Here is a 21,558-nt window from a genome sequence, read left to right as displayed (position 1 = left end):
CAAGCGAAATCATCATGGCGTCATCGCCCCTTGCCAAGGGGCTTCTCCCTGGCAAGCCAAGAGGATTGACCATGATCGAAGTACGTCCGTTCGAGCAACTCGGCGCAGCCCATCACGGCTGGCTGAACGCCCGCCATCATTTTTCCTTCGCCGACTATCACGACCCACAGCGCATGAACTGGGGCCGCCTACGCGTCTGGAACGATGACGAAATCGCCCCGCAATCAGGCTTCCCGCCGCACCCGCACCGTGACATGGAGATCATCACCTATGTACGCGAAGGCGCCATCACCCACCAGGACAACCTGGGCAACAAAGGCCGCACCGAAGCCGGCGACGTGCAGGTGATGAGCGCCGGCAGCGGCATCGCCCACAGTGAATACAACCTGGAGCACGAAACCACCCGGATCTTCCAGATCTGGATTCAGCCCACCCAGACAGGCCTGCCGCCTTCCTGGGGCGCCAAGCCCTTTCCCAAGGGGGATCGCGCCGGCGCCTTCATCACCCTGGCCAGCGGCTTCGCGGGCGACAACGATGCCCTGCCCATCCGCACCGATGCCCGTCTGGTGGCTGCCACGATCGAGGCCGGGCAAAGCGCCGAATACAGCCTGCAACCCGGGCACAAGGCTTATCTGGTGGGGGCCACGGGGCGTTTCGCGGTCAACGGCGTCGCCGCCAAGGCGCGCGATGGCGTGGCCATTGCCGATGAGACTTCGATCCGCATCGAAGCCGAGGAAGACAGCGAAATCGTGCTGGTGGATCTGCGCTGAGCGAAGTGCAGGATGGTAGCCGCCCATCCTGCGCTGCCCGTGCCCAGGCATTCATGCTAGGGTTCGTCGGCACATGCCTGGCAGCAGGCAGCCGACAACGACAAGATCACATGCACACCCCAGGCTCCACCTCCATCGCCAGCCTGAGCACCTACCTGCGCCAGGCCCAGCATCTCGACCTGGACATCCAGGCGGCGCTGAACGCGGCCGGGCTCGACGCTGCCCTGCTCTATGACCACAGCCAACGCATCCCCTGCAGCCAGCATGAACGTCTGCTGGCCCATCTGCTCGCCCAGTCCGTCGACCCGCTGTTCGGCCTTCACGCCGCACGCTTCGTGCAGCCCGGTTCATGGAGCGTGCTCGGCTACATCACCATGAACTGCGCCACCCTCGGCGAAGCCATGAGTCGCATCGTGCCTTACGAGAAGCTGGTCGGCGAGATGGGCAGCAGCCGCCTGGAAATGGCCGGCGACCATCTGCGCCTGATCTGGAGCTGCCAGCAGACCCAGGCTGAGGTGCGCCGACACCTGGTGGAAAACGTGCTGGCATCCTGGCTGCTGTATGCGCGCTGGCTCAGCAACAGCGAACGCGCACCGCACGCGGTCTGGTTCGAGCACCCGCAACCTGAATCAACGGCCCTCGAGGAGTACCAGCAACTGTTCGGCTGCCCGGTGCGCTTCGGCCAACCCTGCAACGCCCTGCTGGTGCCGCTGGACGTCCTCGAACTGCCCCTGCGCCAGGCCGATGCCAACCTGCTGCGTACCCTGGAGGAACATGCCCTGGCGCTGATGGCCGAGCTGGGTGACGATGAGCCGCTGCCGCAGCGGGTGAAGAACGCCCTGCGCCTGCTGCTCAAGGATGGTCTGCCACGCAAGGAACGGGTGGCGGAAAGGTTCGCCATGACCGTGCGCACCCTGCAGCGCCACCTGCAACAGGCTGGCACCAGCTATCAGCAGATCCTCGACGAACTGCGCCAGGAGCTGGCCGAGCACTATCTGTTGCACAGCGATCTGGCCGTGCAGGACATCGCCAGCTACCTGGGTTTCACCGAGGCGCGCTCCTTCCACCGCAGCTTCAAGGGCTGGACCGGGCGGACCCCGGGAGAGTTTCGCGAGGCGCGGCGAGGCGACAAAGGTCTGCTGCCCGGATGAAATCCGGGAACCCTTGCGCGAACTGCCCCGGATTGCATCCGGGCTACGCAGGCAAACGACTCAGTGATTGACCGTATGCGCCAGCATCACCGATAGCTGACACAACGGCCGCCCACTCTCGGCCTGCCACTGGTTGAAGGCCGCCTGCACCGCAGCGAGATCCTTCTGGCTGGTCGGCGCCTTGTCGATGATGTTCTGCGCCTTGAGCGCGGCGACCATGTCGTCGGTGGGGATGAAGGTATCCTTGCCCACCATGCGCAGAAAGCGCGGCGCCGACAGCCCGCCGAGCTGGTTGCCGTGCTTGGCCAGGTACTTCCACAGTCCGACGATATCGCTCACCGGCCAGTCGGCGATCAGGGCGCCGAAAGAAAAATCGGCCGCAGGCCGAGTCTGATGGCCTTCTCCCTCTGGGAGAAGGTGGCGCGCAGCGCCGGAAGAGGGACTGCCCGACAAACGCCCCGCCCGCACATCGAGGATGAACTGGGCATTGCGCGGCACGCTCTTGAGCTTGCCCAGATGACGGATCAAACGCGCATCCTGCATCAGGTTCTCCAGACGCTCGGCGCCCATCAGCACCACCTTTTCCGGGTCGAAGCCGAAGAACACCTCCTCGAACGCCGGCCACTTGGCGTCCACCAGGCTGTGCTTGAGGCCGGCGCGGAAGATGCGCAAGCTGATCAGGGACAGGTAGCGGTCATCGCTCAGCGCGCGCAGCTCGGCCTCGCTGCGCGGCTGCGGCAGCATGGCTTCCAGGGCCTTGGCAGAGCCGAAGCGATTGAGGCAGAACGCGTGCAGCCACTTGTAATCACGCATGAATCGAATCCTTCATGGAACGGACGACGAAGCCTGCACGCAGATGCTCACCTCTCGCAAGACTCAAGAGCGCAAACGCTCGGCCGCCTGACGCAGCGCCAGCTCGGTGCCACTCCAGCCCAGGCAGCCATCGGTGATCGAGACGCCGTAACGCAGCTCGCCGGACAGCGCCTGGCAACCCTCGAACAGGTGGCTCTCCAGCATCACCCCGCGCAGACTCGTGTCGCCGGCCAGGCGCTGGTCGATCACGCTTTCCAGCACCGCCGGCTGACGCAGCGGATCCTTGCCGCTGTTGGCGTGGCTGCAGTCGACCATGATGCGCGGCGCGATACCCTGGCGCTGCAGCGCCTCACGCGCGGCCGCGACGCTGGCGGCATTATGGTTCGGTGCGCCGTGGCCACCGCGCAGCACCAGATGGGTGTCCGGGTTGCCAGCGGTGTGCAGCAACGCCGGATGACCGAGGTCGTCGATGCCGAAGTGCTGGTGCGGGTGCGCCGCCGAGCGCATGGCGTCGCAGGCGATGCCGATGCTGCCATCGGTGCCGTTCTTGAAGCCCACCGGCAGATCCAGGCCACTGACCATCTCGCGATGCACCTGCGACTCGCTGGTACGCGCACCGATGGCGGCCCAGCCAAGCAGATCGTCGAAGTAACCGGCGGCCATGGGTTGCAGCAACTCGGTGGCCAGCGGCAGGCCGCGCTCGAGGATGTCCAGCATCAGTTGCCGCGACAGGCGCAAGCCTTCGGCCATGTCACCGCTGCCATCGAGATGCGGGTCGTACAGCAGCCCCTTCCAACCCACGGTGGTGCGCGGTTTTTCCACGTAGGCGCGCATCACCAGCAACAGTTGGTCGCTCACCTGCGGCGCCAGTTCGGCCAGGCGTTCGGCGTATTCGAGGGCGCTGGCGCGGTCGTGCAGGGAACAGGGGCCGACCACCACCAGCAGGCGCGAATCGGTGCCATCGAGCACGGCGCGGATGGCGTCACGGTCGACGGCGATGCGTTCGGCCAGTGCGGCGGACAGTGGCAGACGTTGGCGCAGTACGGCAGGGCTGGGCAGCGGCTGGGCGCTGCGGCGGGTAATGGGGGTGATGCTGGAAGCGAGTTGAGCGGAGACGGATGCATTCATGATCTGGCGGTTCCTTGGCCGGCGCGGTCGTTGCCGCGGCGGCGCTAGCTGAGTGTTCGTGGCAAAGGTGTCAGGGCGGTGGTGACGCTGCTAAATCGCCAGTCGTAGCGGTAGTTGCGGTAATAACGGTTCATCTGTAAGTCCTCGATCTGTGGCCGTTTTCGGCCGGAAAAAACAAAACCCCCGGTCGGGTTGCCGACCGGGGGTTTTCTGCAAAACGTCTCTGGTGGCGACCCTGTCATCTCAGGCCGCCTGTGGGGTATCAGGCGCGCCTGTGGCTAAACCAATACCCAAAGAAGTAATACGCTGCAGCCACGAGCAACTGCGCACGCGCCAACGCGGCGCGCGTGGCACCGGCTTGCAGCATGGACAGGAGGTTGAGGCTGGCGGACATGGAATTCTCCAAAGCGATGGCCGAACCTTACTCCAGGCGTTTGTGGCCTGGCAAGCGTCGCGGCTAAAGCCCCTCCCACGAGTGGCTCGAACCCGTGAGTGGGGCGTAGGGTGGATGTCGCCTTTTACATCCACCAATCCGCTGCACGGTGGATCGGTAAAGCGTGATCCACCCTACAGGCTCATCACATCGAGAAAGCGCGGCGTGGCGCTGTCGTCGATCTTCAGGCTCTTGAAGTCGAACAGGTTGCGGTCGGCCAGTTGCGAGGGGTGCACGTTCTGCAGGGCGCGGAACATGATCTCGACACGCCCCGGGCTCTTGCGCTCCCACTCCTGCAACATCTCCTTGACCACCTGGCGCTGCAGGTTCTCCTGCGAGCCACAGAGGTTGCACGGGATGATGGGGAACTGCTTGAGCTGGCTGTAGGCCTCGATATCGGCCTCAGCGCAGTAGGCCAGCGGGCGGATCACCACGTTGCGACCGTCGTCGGACAGCAGCTTGGGCGGCATGGCCTTGAGCGTGCCGCCGTAGAACATGTTGAGGAAGAAGGTTTCCAGGATGTCGTCGCGGTGATGCCCCAGGGCCATCTTGGTCGCGCCGATCTCGTCGGCGTAGGTGTACAGGGTGCCGCGACGCAGGCGCGAGCACAGCGAGCAGGTGGTCTTGCCCTCGGGGATCTTCTCCTTGACCACCGAGTAGGTGTCCTTCTCGATGATGTGGTAGGCCACGCCGATGGATTCCAGATAGGCCGGCAGCACGTGCTCGGGGAAGCCTGGCTGCTTCTGATCCATGTTCACCGCGACGATCTCGAACTTGATCGGCGCCACCTTCTGCAGATACAGCAGCACGTCGAGCATGGTGTAGCTGTCCTTGCCGCCGGACAGGCAGACCATCACCTTGTCGCCATCCTCGATCATGTTGAAGTCGGTGATGGCTTCGCCGGCCAGGCGGCGAATGCGCTTCTGCAGTTTGTTCTGGTTGACCGAAAGGGTGCCCATGGTGCGTCGAAATCCGAGGGAGTGGGAACGAAAGCGCGACATTTTACGCACAATGGCGCCGCGCCCCTACCCCGCCCGCAATGAAATGCTAGTCTGGGCCGATGAATGACGACCTAGACCCCAGCCAGGATCTCGCCGAACAGGTGCTGCAACTGCTCCAGGCCGCGCCAGACGGCCTGGCCGAATACGCCCTGATCCAGCAGCTCAAGGCCCGCCACAGTGGCCACCTGCCCAACCTGCCGCTGACCGACAAGCTGGTGCTGTTTCGCACCCACTTCCTGCTGTTCAACGCCCTCTACCGCCTGCGCGATACGCTCTGGCAGCAGCAGAGCCACTTGCTCGAGATCAGTCCGCTGTGCATTCGCCTGCTGCCCTACCATGCGGGCGACGCGGCCCTGAGCGAACGCGATGCGCTGCGCGACTACTACCTGGATATGGGCCACCTGCGCGAAACCGACGAGCAGGACGTCGAACGCCTGCTGACCAGTTTCTGGACGCGCATGCAAGGTGGCGAGGAAAAGCTCGCCGCCCTGCAACTGTTCGAGCTCGATGATCACCAGCCGCTCGACCTGCCCCGGATCAAGCAGCGCTATCGGCAATTGGTCAGCCTGCACCATCCGGATCGAGGCGGCAGCACGCAGCGCCTGCAGTCGATCAACAAGGCCATGGAAATTCTGACCCGCTATTACAACTGAGCCGTAGAGAGCGATTCACTCTAAAGCCAGGCACTACGCCCCCTGCAGACCCATCCTATACTGCGACATAAGGTCGCACAGACTCGACCTGGGTACCCGGTGGCGCTGGTCATGCGCGCCGGGCGCTATGGGAGCGACCGTCATTACAAGAGGAGGTGTTTGGCATGATCCATCACGTCTGGGGGCTCTTCACCCATCCCGATCAGGAGTGGCAGGAAATCCGTGGCGAGGAAGAAAGCATCAGCCACATGTACCTGACCCACGTACTGCTGCTTGCAGCCATCCCGGCCATTTCGGCCTTCATTGGTACCACTCAGGTCGGCTGGGCCATCGGCGACCGACCACCCGTCATGCTCACCGAAGCCAGCGCGATGAGCATGGCGTTCATGTCCTATCTGGCGATGCTCGCCGGCGTGGCGGTAATGGGTGCCTTCATCCACTGGATGGCGCGCACCTACGACGCCAATCCCAACCTGACGCAATGCGTGGTGTTCGCCGCCTACACCGCGACGCCGCTGTTCATCGGTGGCCTGGCGGCGCTGTACCCGCACCTGTGGCTGGGCATGATCGTCGGCACGGTGGCGATCTGCTACACGGTGTACCTGCTGTATGTCGGCATCCCCACCTTCATGAACATCCCCGAGGACGAGGGTTTCATGTTCTCCAGCTCAGTGCTGGCGGTAGGTCTGGTGGTGCTGGTGGCGATGATCGCCAGCTCGGTGATCCTCTGGGGGCTGGGGGTTGGCCCGGTGTATACCAACTGACCACGACACCCACGAACAGGGCCGCCCACTCGGGCGGCCTTTTTCATGGTGAGTCACATCTTAGGGGGAGTGCTTGGTTGACACCGGATTGGCAAGCTTGTGTGAGTGCGTGGGGTATTTTCGATGCTCAAGCCGCTTATCGGCGTTCTGCTGATAGCTCCTGTTTCGCCCTCCCGGGCGAGTCACTTTTGACGGGCAAAAGTAACCAAAACCCTCCGCCCGGTCATCCGGCCCTCGCTGCGCGAGGGTTCGCTCACTCCATCGCCGTTCCAGAGGCCCGCCGCGAAGGGCCATCCCTGGCCCATCACGGCTCTCGCGACATCCATGTCGCTCAACCTCTTCCACAACGATTCCGTTCGCCCTCCTGGGCGGGCTCTGCACGCGCCTGAACCTAAGGTAACCCAGAAGTAACGCGGAGTGCTTGAACATGGGTCAGCCTCAGGGCTGAAATCAGGCCAGCTCGGCACGCAGTTTTCTGGCCGCTGCCACCATGTTCACCAACGCCGCTTCGGTTTCCGGCCAGGCGCGGGTCTTCAGCCCACAATCGGGATTGACCCACAGCCGTTCCAGCGGGATGCGCCGCGCCGCCTTGCGCAGCAGCCCGGCCATCTCGGCGCTGTCGGGCACACGCGGTGAGTGAATGTCGTACACACCAGGGCCGATTTCGTTGGGGTAGGCGAAGCGCTCAAAGGCCTCCAGCAGCTCCATGTCCGAACGCGAGGTTTCGATGGTGATGACATCGGCATCCATCGCCGCGATGGACTCGATCACGTCATTGAATTCGCTGTAGCACATGTGGGTGTGAATCTGCGTTTCGTCGCGCACACCGCTGGCGGACAGGCGGAAGGCCTCGGTGGCCCAGTCCAGATACTGCGGCCAGGCCGCCTGGCGCAGCGGCAGGCCTTCGCGGAACGCCGCCTCGTCGATCTGGATGATTCGGATACCGGCCGCCTCCAGATCCAGCACCTCGTCGCGAATCGCCAGCGCCAGTTGCCTGGCCTGCACCTCACGGGACACGTCCTCGCGCGGGAACGACCACATCAGCATGGTCACCGGGCCGGTCAGCATGCCTTTCATTACCTTGTCGGTCAGACCCTGGGCGTACCGGATCCACTCCACCGTCATGGCCTTGGGCCGGCTCAGGTCACCGACGATCAGTGCCGGCTTGACGCAGCGCGAACCGTAGCTCTGTACCCAGCCGAAGCGGGTGAAGGCGTAGCCGTCGAGCTGCTCGGCGAAGTACTCGACCATGTCGTTACGCTCGGCCTCGCCATGCACCAGCACGTCCAGGCCGAGGCGCTCCTGCACCTGCACGGCATGGCGGATTTCGGCATGCATGGCCTCGGTGTAGTCGGCCTGGCTCAGCTTGCCTTGCCTGAATGCCTGGCGTGCCAGGCGAATGGCCGAGGTCTGCGGGAAGGAGCCGATGCTGGTGGTAGGCAGCACGGGCAATTGCAGGCGCTCGCGCTGCTTGCCAATGCGTTCGGCGAACGGCGACTGGCGCTGGGCATGACGCGGACGAATCGCGGCCAGGCGCGCCTGCACCTCGGGCTTGTGAATGCGCGTCGAGGCATTACGTGCGGCCTGCACCGCGCGGCTCGCCTGCAGTGCAGCCTGCACCTCAGCAGCCTCGGGAGTAGCCAGAGCCTTGCCGAGCAGCGCCACCTCTTGGCACTTCTGCACGGCGAAAGCCAGCCAGCTTTTCAGCTCGGCATCGAGCTGGTCTTCACGGGCCAGATCCACCGGGCTATGCAGCAGCGAGCAGGATGGCGCCACCCACAATCGCTCGCCCAGGCGCTCGTGAGCGTGCCGCAGCAGGTCGAGGGCCTTTTCCAGGTCGCAGCGCCAGACGTTGCGGCCGTTGACCAGGCCCAGCGACAACACCTTGTAAGCCGGCAGACGGTCGAGGATGGTCGGGTACTGCTCCGGCGCCCGCACCAGGTCGATATGCAGGCCATCCACCGGTAGGTTGGCGGCCAGCCCGAGGTTGTCTTCCAGGCCGCCGAAATAGGTGGCGATCAGCTTCTTGCACGGCTCGCGCTGGATCAGGTTATAGGCGCGCTCGAAGGCGTTCTTCCAGTCCTGCGGCAAGTCCAGCACCAGGATCGGCTCGTCGATCTGCACCCACTCCACGCCTTGCGCGGCCAGACGCTGGAAGATCTCGCCATAGACCGGCAGCAGGCGCTCGAGCAGCTCCAGCCGGTCGAAGTCGCCGCCCTTGACCTTGCCCAGCCACAGGTAGGTCAGCGGGCCGATCAGCACCGGCTTGACCCGATGCCCCAGGGCATGGGCCTCGTCCACCTCCTCGAAGAGTTGTTCCCAGCTCAGGGCGAAGTGCTGATCGGCGCTGAATTCCGGCACCAGATAGTGGTAGTTGGTATCGAACCACTTGGTCATCTCTTGTGCATGGGCGCCGCCACAGCAGTCATTGCTGACGCCGCGCGCCATGGCGAACAGGGTATCCAGCGTCGGCTTGCCAGCGGCCGAACGGAAGCGCTCGGGGATCACACCGAAGGCCAGGGAATGACCAAGCACCTGGTCATACCAGGCGAAGTCGCCCACCGGCAGCAGGTCGATGCCGGCATCCTTCTGCACTTGCCAATGCTCGGCACGCAGGCGCTGGCCGACAGCGCGCAGGCCGGCTTCGTCCAGCTCACCTTTCCAGTGGGCTTCAAGGGCTTTCTTCAGTTCGCGGTCGCGACCGATGCGCGGGAAACCGAGGGAATGGGTCAGGGCCATGACGAGCAACTCCAGAATCAATCGAGATGGCGCCATTCTCGGCAGCGGTAGCGAGTGAGACAAACTCAAGATTTTCGTCTTGATCTACAAAATTACTCATGTAGGCTGTATGAGCCACTTTCATCCAACCCCGATATTGGATGAGTGAAACCTTTCCAGAGACCCGCCATGCTCGAGCTACGCCACCTGAAAACCCTGCATGCCCTGCGCGAAACCGACAGCCTGGTGGAGGCCGCCGAGCGCCTGCACCTGACCCAGTCGGCGCTGTCGCACCAGTTCAAGGAACTGGAGGAACGCCTCGGCCTGCAGCTCTTCGTGCGCAAGACCAAGCCGGTGCGCTTCACCAGTGCGGGGCTGCGCCTGCTGCAACTGGCCGACGCCACCCTGCCCTTGCTGCGCGCCGCCGAGCGTGATCTGGCGCGCCTGGCCGGCGGCACGGCGGGCCGCCTGCACATGGCCATCGAATGCCATAGCTGTTTCCAGTGGCTGATGCCGACCATCGACCAGTTCCGCGACGCCTGGCCGGAAGTGGAGCTGGATCTGGCCTCGGGTTTCTCCTTCGCCCCGCTGCCAGCCCTGGCCCGTGGCGACCTCGACCTGGTGGTGACCTCCGACCCCGTAGAGCTGGCCGGCATCACCTACGTGCCGCTGTTCACCTACGAGGCCATGCTCGCCGTGGCCAACCAGCATCGCCTGGCACACAAGGCCTTCATCCAGCCACATGACCTGCTCACGGAAACCCTGATCACCTACCCAGTGGAGCGCGACCGCCTGGATATCTTTACCCGTTTTCTCGAACCGGCCGACGTGGAGCCGGCGCAGGTACGCACATCCGAGCTGACGGTGATGATGATGCAACTGGTGGCCAGCGGTCGTGGTGTGTGCGGCCTGCCCAACTGGGCGCTGCACGAGTACAGCTCGCGTGGCTATGTCAGCGCCAAGCGCCTGGGGGAGAAAGGGCTGTTCGCCACGCTGTACGCTGCGATCCGCACCGACATGCTCGATGCGCCCTTCATGCGCGACTTCCTGCTCACGGCCAAGGACACTTCCTTCGCCAGCCTGGAAGGGGTCAGCGTAGCGCGCTGAAACGACGAAGCCCTCATGAGGAGGGCTTCGAGTAGGAATGAGTACCGAGCTAACGAAGTGCATGGGGCCGGCGTCCTGCCTGTTCCACTTCGTTAGCCCGGTCACCGGAGAGTAGTGCATCGAGCAACGCCTTGCCAAGCAGAAATTTCCCGACCTGACGAAGGCATCATGATCAACGAAGTTGAGCACTTGCTGCCGCTTGATGCCCTCAGCTTTCCAGCGATTCCACACCCAGCTCATCCCACACCGCTTCGGCCAGGTGGAAGGTGGCGTTGGCCGCCGGGATGCCACAGTAGATGGCGCTCTGCATGATCACTTCCTTGATCTCTTCGCGGCTCACCCCATTGTTCTTTGCCGCACGCAGGTGCAGCTTGAGCTCGCCCTCGCGGTTCATGCCGATCAGCATGGCAATGGTGATCAGGCTGCGGGTATGGCGTGGCAGGCCCGGTCGGGTCCAGATATCGCCCCAGGCATGCCGGGTGATCATCTCCTGGAACTCTTCGTTGAACGGCGTCAGGTTCTGCAGGCTGCGGTCGACATGGGCATCGCCCAGCACCGCGCGGCGCACCTGCATGCCGGCTTCGTAGCGTTGTTTCTCGTCCATAGCATCACTCCGAAAAAAGAAGCGGTGCGCATAGCGCACCCTACGGTGTGCGTGGAACCGTAGGGTGCGCCGTGCGCACCATGGCAGGTTCAGGCGCGCAGAAAATCCAGCACGCGCTGGCTGAATTCATCACCGGCCTGCACGTTGGACAGGTGCGCGGCGTGGAACTCCACCAGCTCGGCACCCGCGATGCGCTCCTGCATGAAGCGGCCATGCTCGGGAGTGGTCACCGGGTCGCCGCTGCCACAAACGATCAGCGTCGGTGCGACGATGCTGCCAAGCTGCTCGCGGAAATCGGCATCGCGCACCGCCGCACAGTTGGCCGCGTAGCCTTCGGGCGAAGTCTGCGCCAGCATGCCGACGATGGGCTCGACCTTGCCTGGGTTGGCCTCGGCGAAATCGGCGGTGAACCAGCGCGAGATCGACGCATCGCGCAAATCGCGCATGGCCTGCGCGCCACCAGCGAGCACGGTTTCGATACGCGGGTTCCACACCTCCGGCGTGCCGATCTTGGCAGCGGTGTTGCACAGCACCAGGCGCTCGATGCGTTCGGGCGCGTTGATGCCCAGCCACTGGCCGATCAGGCCGCCCATGGACAGGCCACAGAAATGCGCCTTGGCAATGCCCAGCGCATCGAGCAGGGCCAGCACGTCGCGACCGTTCTGTTCGATGCTGTACGGGCCTTTGCTCACCAGCGAGGCGCCATGACCACGGGTGTCGTAGCGCAGTACCTGGAAGTGCTGGGTGAAGGCCGGGATCTGCGCATCCCACATGTGCAGGTCGGTGCCCAGGGAGTTGGAGAGCACCAGCACTGGCGCAGCGGCCGGGCCTTCGAGCAGGTAGTTCAAATCGCCATCGGCGAGACGTAAGGCAGGCATGAGTGACTCCTAAGGCGAAAATTGCTTGTGTTCGGCAACGGCCCGCTCGACCCAACGGCGAGCCTGGCCCAGGTAATGCGCCGCATCGAGCAGGCGATCCAGCTCGGCAGCGGAAAGTTGTGCGCTGACCTCCGCGTTGGCGCCGAGTACGGCGCGTAGATGAACGCCCTCGCGCACCGCCTGTTTGCAGCACTGCTCGATCAGGTGATGGGCGGCGTCGCGGCCGATCTTCTGCGCCAGGGCGATGCTCACCGCCTCGGCCAGCACCAGGCCCTGGGTCAATTCCAGATTGGCGCGCATGCGCGCGGCATCCACCTCCAGCCCCGGCACCACGACCAGCGCCTGCTGCAAGGCGCCGGAGACCAGGCAGCACAGCTCCGGCAGGGTGTCCCACTCGGCGTGCCACAGGCCGAGGCTGCGCTCGTGCTCCTGCGGCATGGCGGCCAGCATCGTCGCCACCAGGCCCGGCGCGCGGGTGGCGGCGCCGATCAGTACCGCCGCACTGACCGGATTACGCTTGTGCGGCATGGTGGAGGAACCGCCCTTGCCGGGCGCCGCTGGCTCGAAAACTTCGCCGGCCTCGGTCTGCATCAACAGGCTGAGGTCGCGGCCCAGCTTGCCCAGGCTGCCGGCGATCATGCCCAGCAGGTTGGCGAACTCCACCAGGCGATCACGCTGGGTGTGCCAGGGCTGCTCGGGCAGGGTCAATTGCAGCTCCTGCGCCAGCGCACCGCTGACGGCCCAGCCGGCGTCGCCCAACGCCGCCAGACTGCCGGAGGCGCCGCCGAACTGCAGGCACAGCAGGCGCGGCTTGAGTTCGGCCAGGCGCTGGCGATGACGGGTGACCGCGCCGAGCACGCCGGCCAGCTTCATGCCAAGGGTCACCGGCGTGGCCTGTTGCAGCCAGGTACGGCCGGCCAGGGGCGTGTCGATATGGCGCTCGGCCTGCGCCGCCAGGGCATTGGCCAACTTCGCCAGATCGCTTTCCAGCAGACCGATGGCGGCGCGCAGTTGCAGCACCAGGCCGCTGTCCATGGCGTCCTGGCTGGTGGCGCCGAGGTGCACGTAGCGCTCGGCCTCTGGGTCAGTGGCGGCGATGCGCTTGCCCAGTGCCTTGACCAGCGGGATGGCGGAATTGCCCGCCGTGGCGATGGCCTGAGCCAGCGCCGGGTAATCGTAGAGTTCGGCCTTGCAAGCAGCCTCGATGGGCGCCACGGCCTCGGCGGGGATCAGCCCCACGCGCGCCTCGGCCCGCGCCAGGGCGGCCTCGAAGTCGAGCATGCCCTGCACCCGCCCCGCATCGCAGAAGATCGCGCGCATGGCCGGCGCGGTGAAGTAGGCATCGAAGAGTTGGTTGCTCACGAGCGAAACGCTCCTGGGAAAAATGTACGGCTAGTGTGGCATCAACCTGCAAGCGCTCGCACGGCCCCTCTCCCCAGAGGGGAGAAGGAACTGGCACGGCGGGCACCCTAAGCTATGGTGCGCACGGCGCACCCTACGAGGCACGTCATATGCCAAACCGTAGGGTGCGCTGTGCGCACCAATAAACCTCAAACCCGCTCGATGGCCAGCGCCAGCCCCTGCCCCACACCCACGCACATGGTCGCCAGGCCCAGCTTACCGCCGGTCTTCTCCAAGTGATGCACGGCAGTCAGTACCAGGCGGTTGCCGCTCATGCCCAGCGGGTGACCGAGGGCAATGGCGCCGCCGTTCGGGTTGACCTTGGGACTGTCGTCCGGCAGGCCGAGATCGCGGGTGACAGCCAGCCCCTGGGCCGCGAAGGCCTCGTTCAGCTCGATCACGTCGAACTGCTCGATGCTCAGGTTCAGCCGCGCCAGCAGCTTGCGCACCGCCGGCACCGGGCCGACACCCATGATGCGTGGCGCGACGCCGCCGCTGGCCATGCCCAGCACCTTGGCGCGGGGCTTGAGGCCATATTTCTGCACCGCTTCGGCAGAGGCCAGGATCATCGCCGAGGCGCCATCATTGAGGCCCGAGGCGTTGCCGGCGGTGACGGTCTTGCCTTCACCATTGACCGGCTTGAGCTTGGCCAGGCCTTCGGCGGTGGTGTCGGCACGCGGGTGCTCGTCACGGTCGACGACGATCTCGCCCTTCTTGGTCTTGATCACCACCGGGACGATTTCCTCGGCGTAGTAGCCGCACTCCTGAGCCGCCGCCGCACGCTGCTGGCTGCGCAGGCCGAAGGCGTCCTGATCGGCTCGGCTGATGCCGTAGTCCTCGGCGACGTTGTCACCGGTGACCGGCATCGGGTCGACGCCGTATTGCTCTTTCATCAATGGGTTGACGAAGCGCCAGCCCAGGGTGGTGTCTTCCAGCTTCTGGCCGCGACCGAAAGCACTGTCGGCCTTACCCATCACGTAGGGCGCGCGGGTCATGGACTCGACGCCCGCAGCGATGGCCAGCTCCATTTCCCCCGTGGCGATGGCGCGGAAGGCGGCGCCCACCGCCTCCATGCCCGAGGCGCACAGGCGATTAAGGGTCACGCCCGGCACCGTTTCCGGCAGGCCGGCGAGCAGCAGCGCCATACGGGCGACGTTGCGGTTGTCTTCGCCGGACTGGTTGGCGCAGCCCATGAACACTTCATCGACGGCAGACCAGTCGACCTGCGGGTTACGCTCGATGAGCGCCTTGAGCGGAATCGCCGCCAGGTCGTCGGCGCGCACCGCCGACAGCGCGCCATTCAGACGGCCAATCGGCGTGCGCACGGCATCACAGATGAATACGTCACGGCTCATTCTTCACCTCCGGCCTGGCCGTGGGCGGCAGCGGTGCGCGCTTCCAGGTCACGCAGCGCGGCCAGTTCCGCGGCGGTCGGCGCCTCGGTGGTGCCCACGCTGTCGGCGAAACGAATCTGCCAGCCGGTGTTCTCGATCACCTGCTCGCGGGTCACGCCCGGATGCAGCGAGGTGACGATGAATTCGTTGGTGCCGGCTTCCGGCTCCATGATGCACAGGTCGGTGATGATCGCCACCGGGCCGTCGCCCGGCAGCCCCAGGCGCTTGCGATGATCGCCGCCTTCGCCATGGCCGACCGAGGTGATGAAGGCCAGCTTGTCGACGAAGGTGCGATGGCCCTGCTTGAGGATGATCAGCACCTTCTTCGCCGAGCCTGCGATTTCCGGCGCGCCACCGGCGCCCGGCAGGCGCACTTTCGGCGCGTGGTAGTCACCGATCACGGTGGTGTTGATGTTGCCGTACTTGTCGACCTGGGCTGCGCCGAGGAAGCCGACGTCGATGCGCCCGCCCTGCAGCCAGTAGCGGAAGATTTCGCCGGTGGGCACCACGGTGTCGGCGGTTTCGGCCAACTCGCCGTCACCGATGGACAGCGGCAACACGCTCGGCTTGGCGCCGATGGGGCCGGACTCATAGATCAGTACCACTTCCGGGGCGTGGGTCAGGCGTGCCAGGTTGGCGGCCTTGGACGGCAGGCCGATGCCGACGAAGCAGACGGTGCCATTGCCGAGGCGGCGCGCGGCGGCCACGGTCATCATTTCATTGGTGTTGAACTCGCTCATCACTTGGCCTCCCCCTTCACTTTCGCCTGGTAGTGCGCAAAATCCTCGGTGTCGCGGATGTACTCATCGATCCAGGCGGTGAAGCTGTCGCGGTTGCGAGCAATCGGATCCCAGTCCTGGTAGAAGCGGTTGTCACGCTCGTAGTAGCCATGGGCGTAGGACGGATGGGCGCCACCGGGTACCACGCAGACGGCGCTGATGGCCCAGGTCGGCAGCACGCAGGCGTTCATCGGCGCCTCAAGGTCGTCGACGATTTCTTCGACCGTGACGATGCAACGCTTGGCGGCCAGGGCGGCTTCCTTCTGCACGCCGAGGATGCCCTGGATCAGCACGTTGCCCTTGCGGTCGGCCTTCTGCGCGTGGATCACGGTGACGTCCGGGCGCACGCTGGGAATCGCCGCCAGCTTCTCGCCGGTGAACGGGCACTCGATGAACCTGATGTCCGGGTTGACCTTGACCAGATCGGAACCCTGGTAGCCGCGCAACACGGCGAACGGCAGATTGGAGGCACCGGCCACGTAGGCGTTGGCCATGGCCGCGTGGCTGTGCTCGCTGATCTCCAGCTTGTGCGGCCAGTGCTTCTCCACCGCGTCGCGCAGGCGGTGCAGCGAACCGACGCCGGGGTTGCCGCCCCAGGAAAAGGTCAGCTTGCGCGCGCAGCCGGCACCGATCAGCAGGTCATAGACCAGATCGGGGGTCATGCGCACCAGGTGCAGATCCTTCTTGCCCTGGCGAATCAGCTCATGGGCGGCGGCAGTGGGAATCAGATGAGTGAAGCCTTCGAGGGCGACGCAATCGCCGTCGTGGACATGGCGCGAGATGGCCTCGCGCAGGGTGATGATGTCGGCCATCGTTGAGTTCTCTTCAGGTTGCAGATGCCACCGACCCGAGGTGGCGAGTGAGCCCAGATTAGGGCGGAGCATTCGGCCGAACAATCCGATAATCGCCTTATAGTGCGATTATCGAACAATTCCTGTTTAGTCGTGCCTACACCCTCTTACAGCAGGTTCCAGGTGTAGCTGAGGATCAGCCGGTTCTCGTCGATATCGCTGCGGTAGTTGGAGCGCGCGACGACGTTGCGCACACGCACGCCGAGGCCCTTGAGCGAACCGCTCTGCACTACGTAGCCGATGTCCAGGTCACGTTCCCAGTCCTTGCCCTCGTAGCGCGGGCCGCTGCGATTGGTGGCCTGCACATCGACGTTGTCGCCACGGATGTAGCGCACCCCGGCCACCAGGCCCGGCACGCCCATGGCGGCGAAGTCGTAGTCGTAGCGCAGTTGCCAGGAGCGCTCGTCGGCGGAGGCGAACTCGAAGGTGGGCACCTCGTTGCCCAGCGGCGTGATGTTGGCGAACACGCGGGGAAAGGCCGTGTCACCGAACATCGCCTGGTAGCCGATATAGAAGGTATGCCCACCGTGCCTGGCCGAGAGCAGGGTGAACAGCGCCTGGTTGTCGATGTCGCCGAGCAGGCCCTTGCCATCCTGGCTGGAGCCATAGAAGCCGAGGTTGGCGCCCAGCGTCCAGGCACCGAGTGGCTCGCTGTGCTTGAAGCCGAGGAAACGCTGCTGGTAGATGTCCTCGAGCTGGCCGTACCAGGCACTCAGCGAGCTGCGCGCGGCATTGAAGGCATAGTCGCCGCCGGCATAGTTGAAGGCATCGCTGGTCGCGCCGCGCTGCGGCAGGTGCCCGAGCATGGCGAGCATCTTGTCGTCGCCGGCCTCGTTGCGCAGGCTGGTGGAATTGAGGTGGCCCGCCTGCAGGGTGAGGCCGGCGAACTCGTTGGAAACCAGGCTCATGCCCTGATAGCTGGGCGGCAGCAGGCGGATGTCGGAGAAGGTCAGCAGCGGCAGGTTGGGTTGCAGTTCGCCCACCTTCAGCTCGGTCTTGGACACCCGCACCTTGGCCGCCACGCCCAGGCGGCTGTAGTCGTCTGCCGCCTTGCCGCTCTCGCGTGTGGGCAACAGGCCGGTGTTGACCCGATCCGGGCTGCTGTCGAGCTTGATGCCGAGCAGGCCGATGGCATCGACACCGAAGCCCACCGGCCCCGGGGTGTAGCCGGATTTGAGGTTGAGAATGAAGCCCTGCGCCCATTCCTCGGCCTTGGATTGCCGGTTCGGCCCGACGATGTCGGAGAAGTCGCGGCTGAAGTAATAGTTGCGCGCCGTGAGGGTGGCAGTGGTGTCTTCGATGAAACCGCCCTCGCCGGCCTGGCTCAGGCTTGGCAGGCAGGCGGCGATGGCGGTGGACAGCAGGCAAAGGCGTGGGGTGTGGTTCATGGTGATCATGCTCTTGTTGTTATCGTGGTTGCAGAAACCCGCCCGGCAGCCAGGGGCAGCCGGTTGGGAGGGTGAATCGGGTCTGGATGGGGTGCGCGCAGCGCACCCGACGAAGGCCGAGGTTTCAGCTTGTAGGGTGCGCTGTGCGCACCAGGCATTGCCGCGCGCAGCGATACGCACGGCGCCTGTCAGGTGACGCGGCGTTTCATTCGCGCAGCGGCGCGGCCCGTGGGGCATTCGCGGCACTTGGCGCTTGCCGCCTTGCCCGCAGCAGCAGGTGCGCGGCCAGGCCGAACAGCAGCCCCCAGAAGGCGGCCGACAGGCCGAGGAAGGTCACCCCGGAAGCCGTCACCAGAAAGGTGCACAGCCCGGCATCACGCTCCTGCGGCTCGCTCAGGCTGCGCGCCAGGGCCTCGCTGAACGCGCCGTACAGCGCCAGCCCGGCCAGGGCGGCGATCAGCGCGGCAGGAAAGGCGGCGAACAACGACACCAGCGTGGCCCCGGCAATGCCGAACACCAGGTAGGCAAGGCTGCCCGATAGTGCGGCGATATAGCGCCGCCGTGGGTCTTCATGGGCCTCGCGCCCGGTGCACAGGCTGGCAGTGACCGCCGCCAGGTTCAGGCCATGGCAGCCGAAGGGTGCCAGCAGCGCCCCACCGATGGCGCTGGCGCCGATGATCGGGCTGGCCGGGGTGTCGTAGCCGGCGTTGCGCAGCACCGCCATGCCCGGCATGAACTGCCCGGTCAGCGCCACCAGCACCAGCGGCAGCGCCAGGTTGAGGGTGGCGGCCAGGCTGAACTCGGGGGCGATCCACTGCGGCGTGGCCAGTTCCAGCACCAGTGCCTCGCTGCGCAGTTGCCCACCGAACAGGGTCAGCGCCGCGCCCACCAGCAGCACTCCAGCCACCGCATAGCGCGGCGCCGAGCGGCGCAGCAGCAGGTAGGTGACGAACATGCTGGCGATCAGCAGCGGCTGCTCGGGCAGCGCCTTGAACACCTCGATGCCGAAGGCGAACAGGATGCCGGCCTGCAACCCCGCCGCGATGGAGCCCGGCAGGCGCGCCAGCAGGCGGTCGAAGCTGCCGCTGAGGGCGATCAGCAGCAGGATCAGGTTGGCCACCAGGTAGGCACCGATGGCCTGGTTCAGCCCCAGCGTGGGCAGCGCCCCCACCAGCAGCGCGCTGCCGGGGATCGACCAGGCAATCACCACCGGCGTGCGATAGCGCAGGCTGAGCACCATGCCCAGCACGCCGCTGCCGATGGAGATGGCCCAGACCCAGGACGACAGCAGCGCCTGCGACAGGCCGGCGCTTTCCGCCGCATGGAAGATCAGCACCAGCGGCCCGGCGTAGGAAATGGTGGTGGCCAGCAGACCGGCCACCAGGGCAGGCAGCGAACAGTCGCGCAGCAAAGCGTGCATGTCAGCCTCGCAAGTCAGTGTGGCCTTCCGCAGCGGAAGGCGCTCGGTGTCGGAACGGCCGGCCCTGCCCGGCAGCGGGCAGGCGCACGGCGTGCGGATCAGGCCTTGGCGGCGAGCAACGCGGCGTCGGCGGCCTGGCGCCGCTGGCCACTGAGGGTGAACACCGCCATGGCCAGGGCGGCAATGGCACCCGGTACGGCGAAGGCGATGAAGTTCAGTTGCAGCGGCAAGTTGATGGCCATCAGCGCACCGCCGAGCAGCGGGCCAACGATGGCGCCATTGCGGCCGATGCCGGAGGCCCAGCCCAGGCCAGTGGAGCGGATCGACAGGCCGTAGAACTGCGCGGCGCCGGCGTACAGCAGGATCTGCGTGCCGATGGTGGTGGCCCCGGCAATGAAGATCAGGCAGTAGAGCAGCGGCGTCGGGCTCTTGAAGCCAAGCAGGCTGATGGACAGGGCGGCGGCGACGAAGAACGCCACCATCACCTTGCCCAGGTTGAAGCGGTCGCCCAGCCAGCCGCCGAGGATGGCCCCGGCCATGCCGCCGAAGTTCAGCGCCAGCAGGAACGACAGGCTCGAACCCAGGCTGTAGCCGGCGCCGGCCATCAGCTTGGGCAGCCAAGAGCTGAGCGCGTAGACCATCAGCAGGCAGCAGAAGAACGCCAGCCACAGGCACAAGGTGCGCAGTGCGCGGCCTTCGCGGAACAGCTCGAATACCGCCACGCCCTGGCCCTTGGCATCGTTCATATGCAACTGATCGGCCGCGTCGATACGCAGCTCCGGCTCGACCTTGGCCAATATCGCGCGGGCCTGCTCATGACGGCCCTGGCGCATCAGAAAACCCACCGACTCCGGCAGCTTCCAGAGAATCAGAGGCAACAGCAGCAGCGGCACCGCAGCGGCGAAGAACATCGACTCCCAGCCGAAGCGCGGCAGCATGTAGATGCCCACCCCGGCAGCGAGCATGCCGCCCAGCGAGTAGCCGCTGAACATCACCGCCACCAGCGTGCTGCGCAGGCGCTTAGGCGCGTACTCGTTCATCAGTGCCACGGCATTGGGCATCAGGCCGCCGCAACCGAGGCCGGCGAGGAAGCGGAAGATGCCGAACTCGCTAGGGCTGCTGGCGAAGCCGTTGAGGATGGTCGCCGAGGAGAACAGCACGAAGCAGATGGCGATGCCCTTCTTGCGCCCGATCCGGTCGGCCAGGGTGCCGAACGCCAGGGCGCCGAACATCATGCCGAACAGCGCGTAGCTGCCCAGCGCACCGGCTTGCAGTGGCGTCAGGCTCCACTGCTGCATGATCGAGGGCAGCACCACGCCGTAGATGAACAGGTCGTAACCATCGAAGATCAGCAACAGCGCGCACAGCGCCATGACCATCCAGTGGAAACGGGTGAAGCGGGCACCGTCTATGACGGCGTGAACGTCGATCTGTCGCATGGCATCGGTTCTCTTGTTTTTGTTGTAGAAACTGCGTTGTGTTCCACGGCCGTGGCAGCGGCCGGGAGGGTGATTCAGCCCAGGTCGCCACCGCCTACCGGCAGGGTCACGCCGGTGATATAGGAGGCCTCGTCCGAGGCGAGGAAGAGAATCGCGCCGACCTGCTCGTCGAGCGTGCCGTAGCGTTTCATCAGGCTGCTGTGCACGGTCTGGTCGACGATCTGCTGGTACCAGACCTTCTCCTGCTCGCTCTGCTCGGCACTGTTGCGCGGGATGCGCCGCGGCGGCGCCTCGGTGCCGCCGGGCGCGGTGGCGTTGACGCGAATGCCGCGCTCGGCGGTCTCGAAGGCCAGGCAGGCGGTCAGTGCGTTGACGCCGCCCTTGGCCGCGCCGTAGGGCACGCGGTTGACGCCACGGGTGGCGATGGACGAGACGTTGACGATGGCGCCGCAGCCCTGCGCCAGCATCTGCGGCAGCGCCGCATGGCAGCACCACAGGGTGGGGAACAGCGAGCGGCGCACTTCGGCCTCGATCTGCGCCGTTTCGTAGTGCTCGAACGGCTTGGCCCAGATGGTGCCGCCGACGTTGTTGATCAGGATGTCGAGCCGGCCGAAGCGCTCGACCGCAGCATTCATCACCCGCTGGCAGTCGTCGGCCTGTTCCAGGTCGGCGGTCAGGCACAGCACCGCCTCGCGCTCGGCCAGCTCGAACACCAGCTCGGAGCGGTCCACCGCCACCACCTGCGCGCCCTCCTCCAACAGCCGCTCGGCCACACGGCGACCGATGCCCTGGGCGGCGCCGGTGACCACGGCGACCTTGTCTTGGAAACGCTTGTTCATCTTGCTCACCTCAATCCGGGGTATCCG

The 21,558-nt window shown here is 65.5% G+C and carries 20 protein-coding genes; 5 read left to right on the top strand and 15 right to left on the bottom strand.

All coding sequences use genetic code 11. The annotated features are described in order from the left end of the window. The first annotated feature begins 71 nt into the window (after positions 1 to 71). Positions 72 to 770 (top strand): pirin family protein, encoded by a 699-nt coding sequence (locus OU800_RS08235; protein ID WP_268182746.1) that lies wholly within the window; start codon positions 72 to 74, stop codon positions 768 to 770. 110 nt (positions 771 to 880) lie between these two features. After that, positions 881 to 1,921: an AraC family transcriptional regulator GliR gene (gene gliR, locus OU800_RS08230; RefSeq protein WP_268182745.1), complete on the top strand. Its 1,041-nt coding sequence runs from the start codon at positions 881 to 883 to the stop codon at positions 1,919 to 1,921. Positions 1,922 to 1,981: 60 nt separating this feature from the next. Here the strand turns inward: gliR and OU800_RS08225 are convergent, their stop codons facing one another. The 4 genes from OU800_RS08225 to ttcA all read right to left on the bottom strand — a co-directional run bounded on the left by OU800_RS08225 (position 1,982) and on the right by ttcA (position 5,254). After that, positions 1,982 to 2,734: a DNA-3-methyladenine glycosylase I gene (locus OU800_RS08225; RefSeq protein ID WP_268182743.1), complete on the bottom strand. Its 753-nt coding sequence runs from the start codon at positions 2,732 to 2,734 to the stop codon at positions 1,982 to 1,984. 63 nt (positions 2,735 to 2,797) lie between these two features. Then, positions 2,798 to 3,862: a 3-deoxy-7-phosphoheptulonate synthase gene (locus OU800_RS08220; protein WP_268182741.1), complete on the bottom strand. Its 1,065-nt coding sequence runs from the start codon at positions 3,860 to 3,862 to the stop codon at positions 2,798 to 2,800. Positions 3,863 to 4,124: 262 nt separating this feature from the next. After that, positions 4,125 to 4,256, bottom strand: a complete 132-nt coding sequence (locus OU800_RS08215; protein ID WP_268182738.1) for a hypothetical protein — start codon at positions 4,254 to 4,256, stop codon at positions 4,125 to 4,127. 173 nt (positions 4,257 to 4,429) lie between these two features. Next, positions 4,430 to 5,254: a tRNA 2-thiocytidine(32) synthetase TtcA gene (ttcA, locus tag OU800_RS08210; protein ID WP_268182736.1), complete on the bottom strand. Its 825-nt coding sequence runs from the start codon at positions 5,252 to 5,254 to the stop codon at positions 4,430 to 4,432. 101 nt (positions 5,255 to 5,355) lie between these two features. On the opposite strand from ttcA, the gene OU800_RS08205 reads away from it, so the two are divergent. Both OU800_RS08205 and OU800_RS08200 read left to right on the top strand, forming a co-directional pair. Beyond that, positions 5,356 to 5,949 carry a DNA-J related domain-containing protein gene (locus OU800_RS08205; protein ID WP_268182735.1) on the top strand — a complete coding sequence of 198 codons (594 nt, stop codon included), beginning with the start codon at positions 5,356 to 5,358 and terminating at the stop codon, positions 5,947 to 5,949. Between the two features lie 164 nt (positions 5,950 to 6,113). Then, positions 6,114 to 6,713, top strand: a complete 600-nt coding sequence (locus OU800_RS08200) for a Yip1 family protein (protein ID WP_268182734.1) — start codon at positions 6,114 to 6,116, stop codon at positions 6,711 to 6,713. 450 nt (positions 6,714 to 7,163) lie between these two features. On the opposite strand, the gene metE is transcribed toward OU800_RS08200, so the two are convergent. After that, on the bottom strand, positions 7,164 to 9,452 hold the full coding sequence (gene metE / locus OU800_RS08195) for a 5-methyltetrahydropteroyltriglutamate--homocysteine S-methyltransferase (RefSeq protein ID WP_268182732.1): 2,289 nt from the start codon (positions 9,450 to 9,452) through the stop codon (positions 7,164 to 7,166). Between the two features lie 168 nt (positions 9,453 to 9,620). Here metE and metR point away from each other — a divergent pair, with 168 nt between their 5' ends. Next, positions 9,621 to 10,538, top strand: coding sequence for a transcriptional regulator MetR (metR, locus tag OU800_RS08190; RefSeq protein WP_268182730.1), 918 nt, complete (start codon positions 9,621 to 9,623; stop codon positions 10,536 to 10,538). Between the two features lie 208 nt (positions 10,539 to 10,746). On the opposite strand, the gene pcaC is transcribed toward metR, so the two are convergent. From pcaC to OU800_RS08140, 10 genes are all read right to left on the bottom strand, one after another. After that, complete coding sequence (pcaC, locus tag OU800_RS08185) at positions 10,747 to 11,142, bottom strand: 4-carboxymuconolactone decarboxylase (RefSeq protein ID WP_268182728.1); 396 nt, start codon at positions 11,140 to 11,142, stop codon at positions 10,747 to 10,749. An 89-nt stretch (positions 11,143 to 11,231) separates the two neighbouring features. Next, positions 11,232 to 12,020 (bottom strand): 3-oxoadipate enol-lactonase, encoded by a 789-nt coding sequence (gene pcaD / locus OU800_RS08180; protein ID WP_268182726.1) that lies wholly within the window; start codon positions 12,018 to 12,020, stop codon positions 11,232 to 11,234. A 9-nt stretch (positions 12,021 to 12,029) separates the two neighbouring features. Further along, positions 12,030 to 13,340 (bottom strand): 3-carboxy-cis,cis-muconate cycloisomerase, encoded by a 1,311-nt coding sequence (locus OU800_RS08175; RefSeq protein ID WP_268184239.1) that lies wholly within the window; start codon positions 13,338 to 13,340, stop codon positions 12,030 to 12,032. A 230-nt stretch (positions 13,341 to 13,570) separates the two neighbouring features. Then, positions 13,571 to 14,776, bottom strand: a complete 1,206-nt coding sequence (gene pcaF / locus OU800_RS08170; RefSeq protein ID WP_268182724.1) for a 3-oxoadipyl-CoA thiolase — start codon at positions 14,774 to 14,776, stop codon at positions 13,571 to 13,573. Next, a complete protein-coding gene (locus OU800_RS08165) occupies positions 14,773 to 15,555 on the bottom strand; it encodes a CoA-transferase subunit beta (protein WP_017362031.1) in 783 nt (260 codons plus the stop codon). Before OU800_RS08165 ends, pcaF begins: the two co-directional genes overlap by 4 nt. Continuing rightward, entirely contained in the window at positions 15,555 to 16,406 is an 852-nt protein-coding gene (locus OU800_RS08160) for a CoA transferase subunit A (protein WP_268182722.1), read from the bottom strand. Before OU800_RS08160 ends, OU800_RS08165 begins: the two co-directional genes overlap by 1 nt. A gap of 146 nt (positions 16,407 to 16,552) precedes the next feature. After that, complete coding sequence (locus OU800_RS08155) at positions 16,553 to 17,833, bottom strand: OprD family porin (protein ID WP_268182720.1); 1,281 nt, start codon at positions 17,831 to 17,833, stop codon at positions 16,553 to 16,555. A 205-nt stretch (positions 17,834 to 18,038) separates the two neighbouring features. Further along, complete coding sequence (locus tag OU800_RS08150) at positions 18,039 to 19,253, bottom strand: benzoate/H(+) symporter BenE family transporter (protein ID WP_268182719.1); 1,215 nt, start codon at positions 19,251 to 19,253, stop codon at positions 18,039 to 18,041. Positions 19,254 to 19,351: 98 nt separating this feature from the next. Next, the gene (locus OU800_RS08145; protein ID WP_268182717.1) at positions 19,352 to 20,692 is read right to left on the bottom strand and encodes an MFS transporter; all 1,341 of its coding nucleotides are present in this window, start codon (positions 20,690 to 20,692) and stop codon (positions 19,352 to 19,354) included. A gap of 74 nt (positions 20,693 to 20,766) precedes the next feature. Then, complete coding sequence (locus OU800_RS08140) at positions 20,767 to 21,531, bottom strand: 1,6-dihydroxycyclohexa-2,4-diene-1-carboxylate dehydrogenase (RefSeq protein ID WP_268182715.1); 765 nt, start codon at positions 21,529 to 21,531, stop codon at positions 20,767 to 20,769. Positions 21,532 to 21,558: the final 27 nt, after the last annotated feature.

This window comes from Pseudomonas sp. GOM7, assembly GCF_026723825.1.
Taxonomy (GTDB): Bacteria; Pseudomonadota; Gammaproteobacteria; order Pseudomonadales; family Pseudomonadaceae; genus Aquipseudomonas.
This window is presented reverse-complemented; position numbering and strand designations above follow the sequence as displayed.

Bases quoted from the DNA above. Each gene is read 5' to 3' on its own strand.
- OU800_RS08235 (WP_268182746.1), top strand. From the start codon at position 72: ATGATCGAAGTACGTCCGTTCGAGCAACTCGGCGCAGCCCATCACGGC.
- gliR (WP_268182745.1), top strand. From the start codon at position 881: ATGCACACCCCAGGCTCCACCTCCATCGCCAGCCTGAGCACCTACCTG.
- OU800_RS08225 (WP_268182743.1), bottom strand. From the start codon at position 2,734: ATGCGTGATTACAAGTGGCTGCACGCGTTCTGCCTCAATCGCTTCGGC.
- OU800_RS08220 (WP_268182741.1), bottom strand. From the start codon at position 3,862: ATGAATGCATCCGTCTCCGCTCAACTCGCTTCCAGCATCACCCCCATT.
- OU800_RS08215 (WP_268182738.1), bottom strand. From the start codon at position 4,256: ATGTCCGCCAGCCTCAACCTCCTGTCCATGCTGCAAGCCGGTGCCACG.
- ttcA (WP_268182736.1), bottom strand. From the start codon at position 5,254: ATGGGCACCCTTTCGGTCAACCAGAACAAACTGCAGAAGCGCATTCGC.
- OU800_RS08205 (WP_268182735.1), top strand. From the start codon at position 5,356: ATGAATGACGACCTAGACCCCAGCCAGGATCTCGCCGAACAGGTGCTG.
- OU800_RS08200 (WP_268182734.1), top strand. From the start codon at position 6,114: ATGATCCATCACGTCTGGGGGCTCTTCACCCATCCCGATCAGGAGTGG.
- metE (WP_268182732.1), bottom strand. From the start codon at position 9,452: ATGGCCCTGACCCATTCCCTCGGTTTCCCGCGCATCGGTCGCGACCGC.
- metR (WP_268182730.1), top strand. From the start codon at position 9,621: ATGCTCGAGCTACGCCACCTGAAAACCCTGCATGCCCTGCGCGAAACC.
- pcaC (WP_268182728.1), bottom strand. From the start codon at position 11,142: ATGGACGAGAAACAACGCTACGAAGCCGGCATGCAGGTGCGCCGCGCG.
- pcaD (WP_268182726.1), bottom strand. From the start codon at position 12,020: ATGCCTGCCTTACGTCTCGCCGATGGCGATTTGAACTACCTGCTCGAA.
- OU800_RS08175 (WP_268184239.1), bottom strand. From the start codon at position 13,340: ATGCGCGCGATCTTCTGCGATGCGGGGCGGGTGCAGGGCATGCTCGAC.
- pcaF (WP_268182724.1), bottom strand. From the start codon at position 14,776: ATGAGCCGTGACGTATTCATCTGTGATGCCGTGCGCACGCCGATTGGC.
- OU800_RS08165 (WP_017362031.1), bottom strand. From the start codon at position 15,555: ATGAGCGAGTTCAACACCAATGAAATGATGACCGTGGCCGCCGCGCGC.
- OU800_RS08160 (WP_268182722.1), bottom strand. From the start codon at position 16,406: ATGGCCGACATCATCACCCTGCGCGAGGCCATCTCGCGCCATGTCCAC.
- OU800_RS08155 (WP_268182720.1), bottom strand. From the start codon at position 17,833: ATGAACCACACCCCACGCCTTTGCCTGCTGTCCACCGCCATCGCCGCC.
- OU800_RS08150 (WP_268182719.1), bottom strand. From the start codon at position 19,253: ATGCACGCTTTGCTGCGCGACTGTTCGCTGCCTGCCCTGGTGGCCGGT.
- OU800_RS08145 (WP_268182717.1), bottom strand. From the start codon at position 20,692: ATGCGACAGATCGACGTTCACGCCGTCATAGACGGTGCCCGCTTCACC.
- OU800_RS08140 (WP_268182715.1), bottom strand. From the start codon at position 21,531: ATGAACAAGCGTTTCCAAGACAAGGTCGCCGTGGTCACCGGCGCCGCC.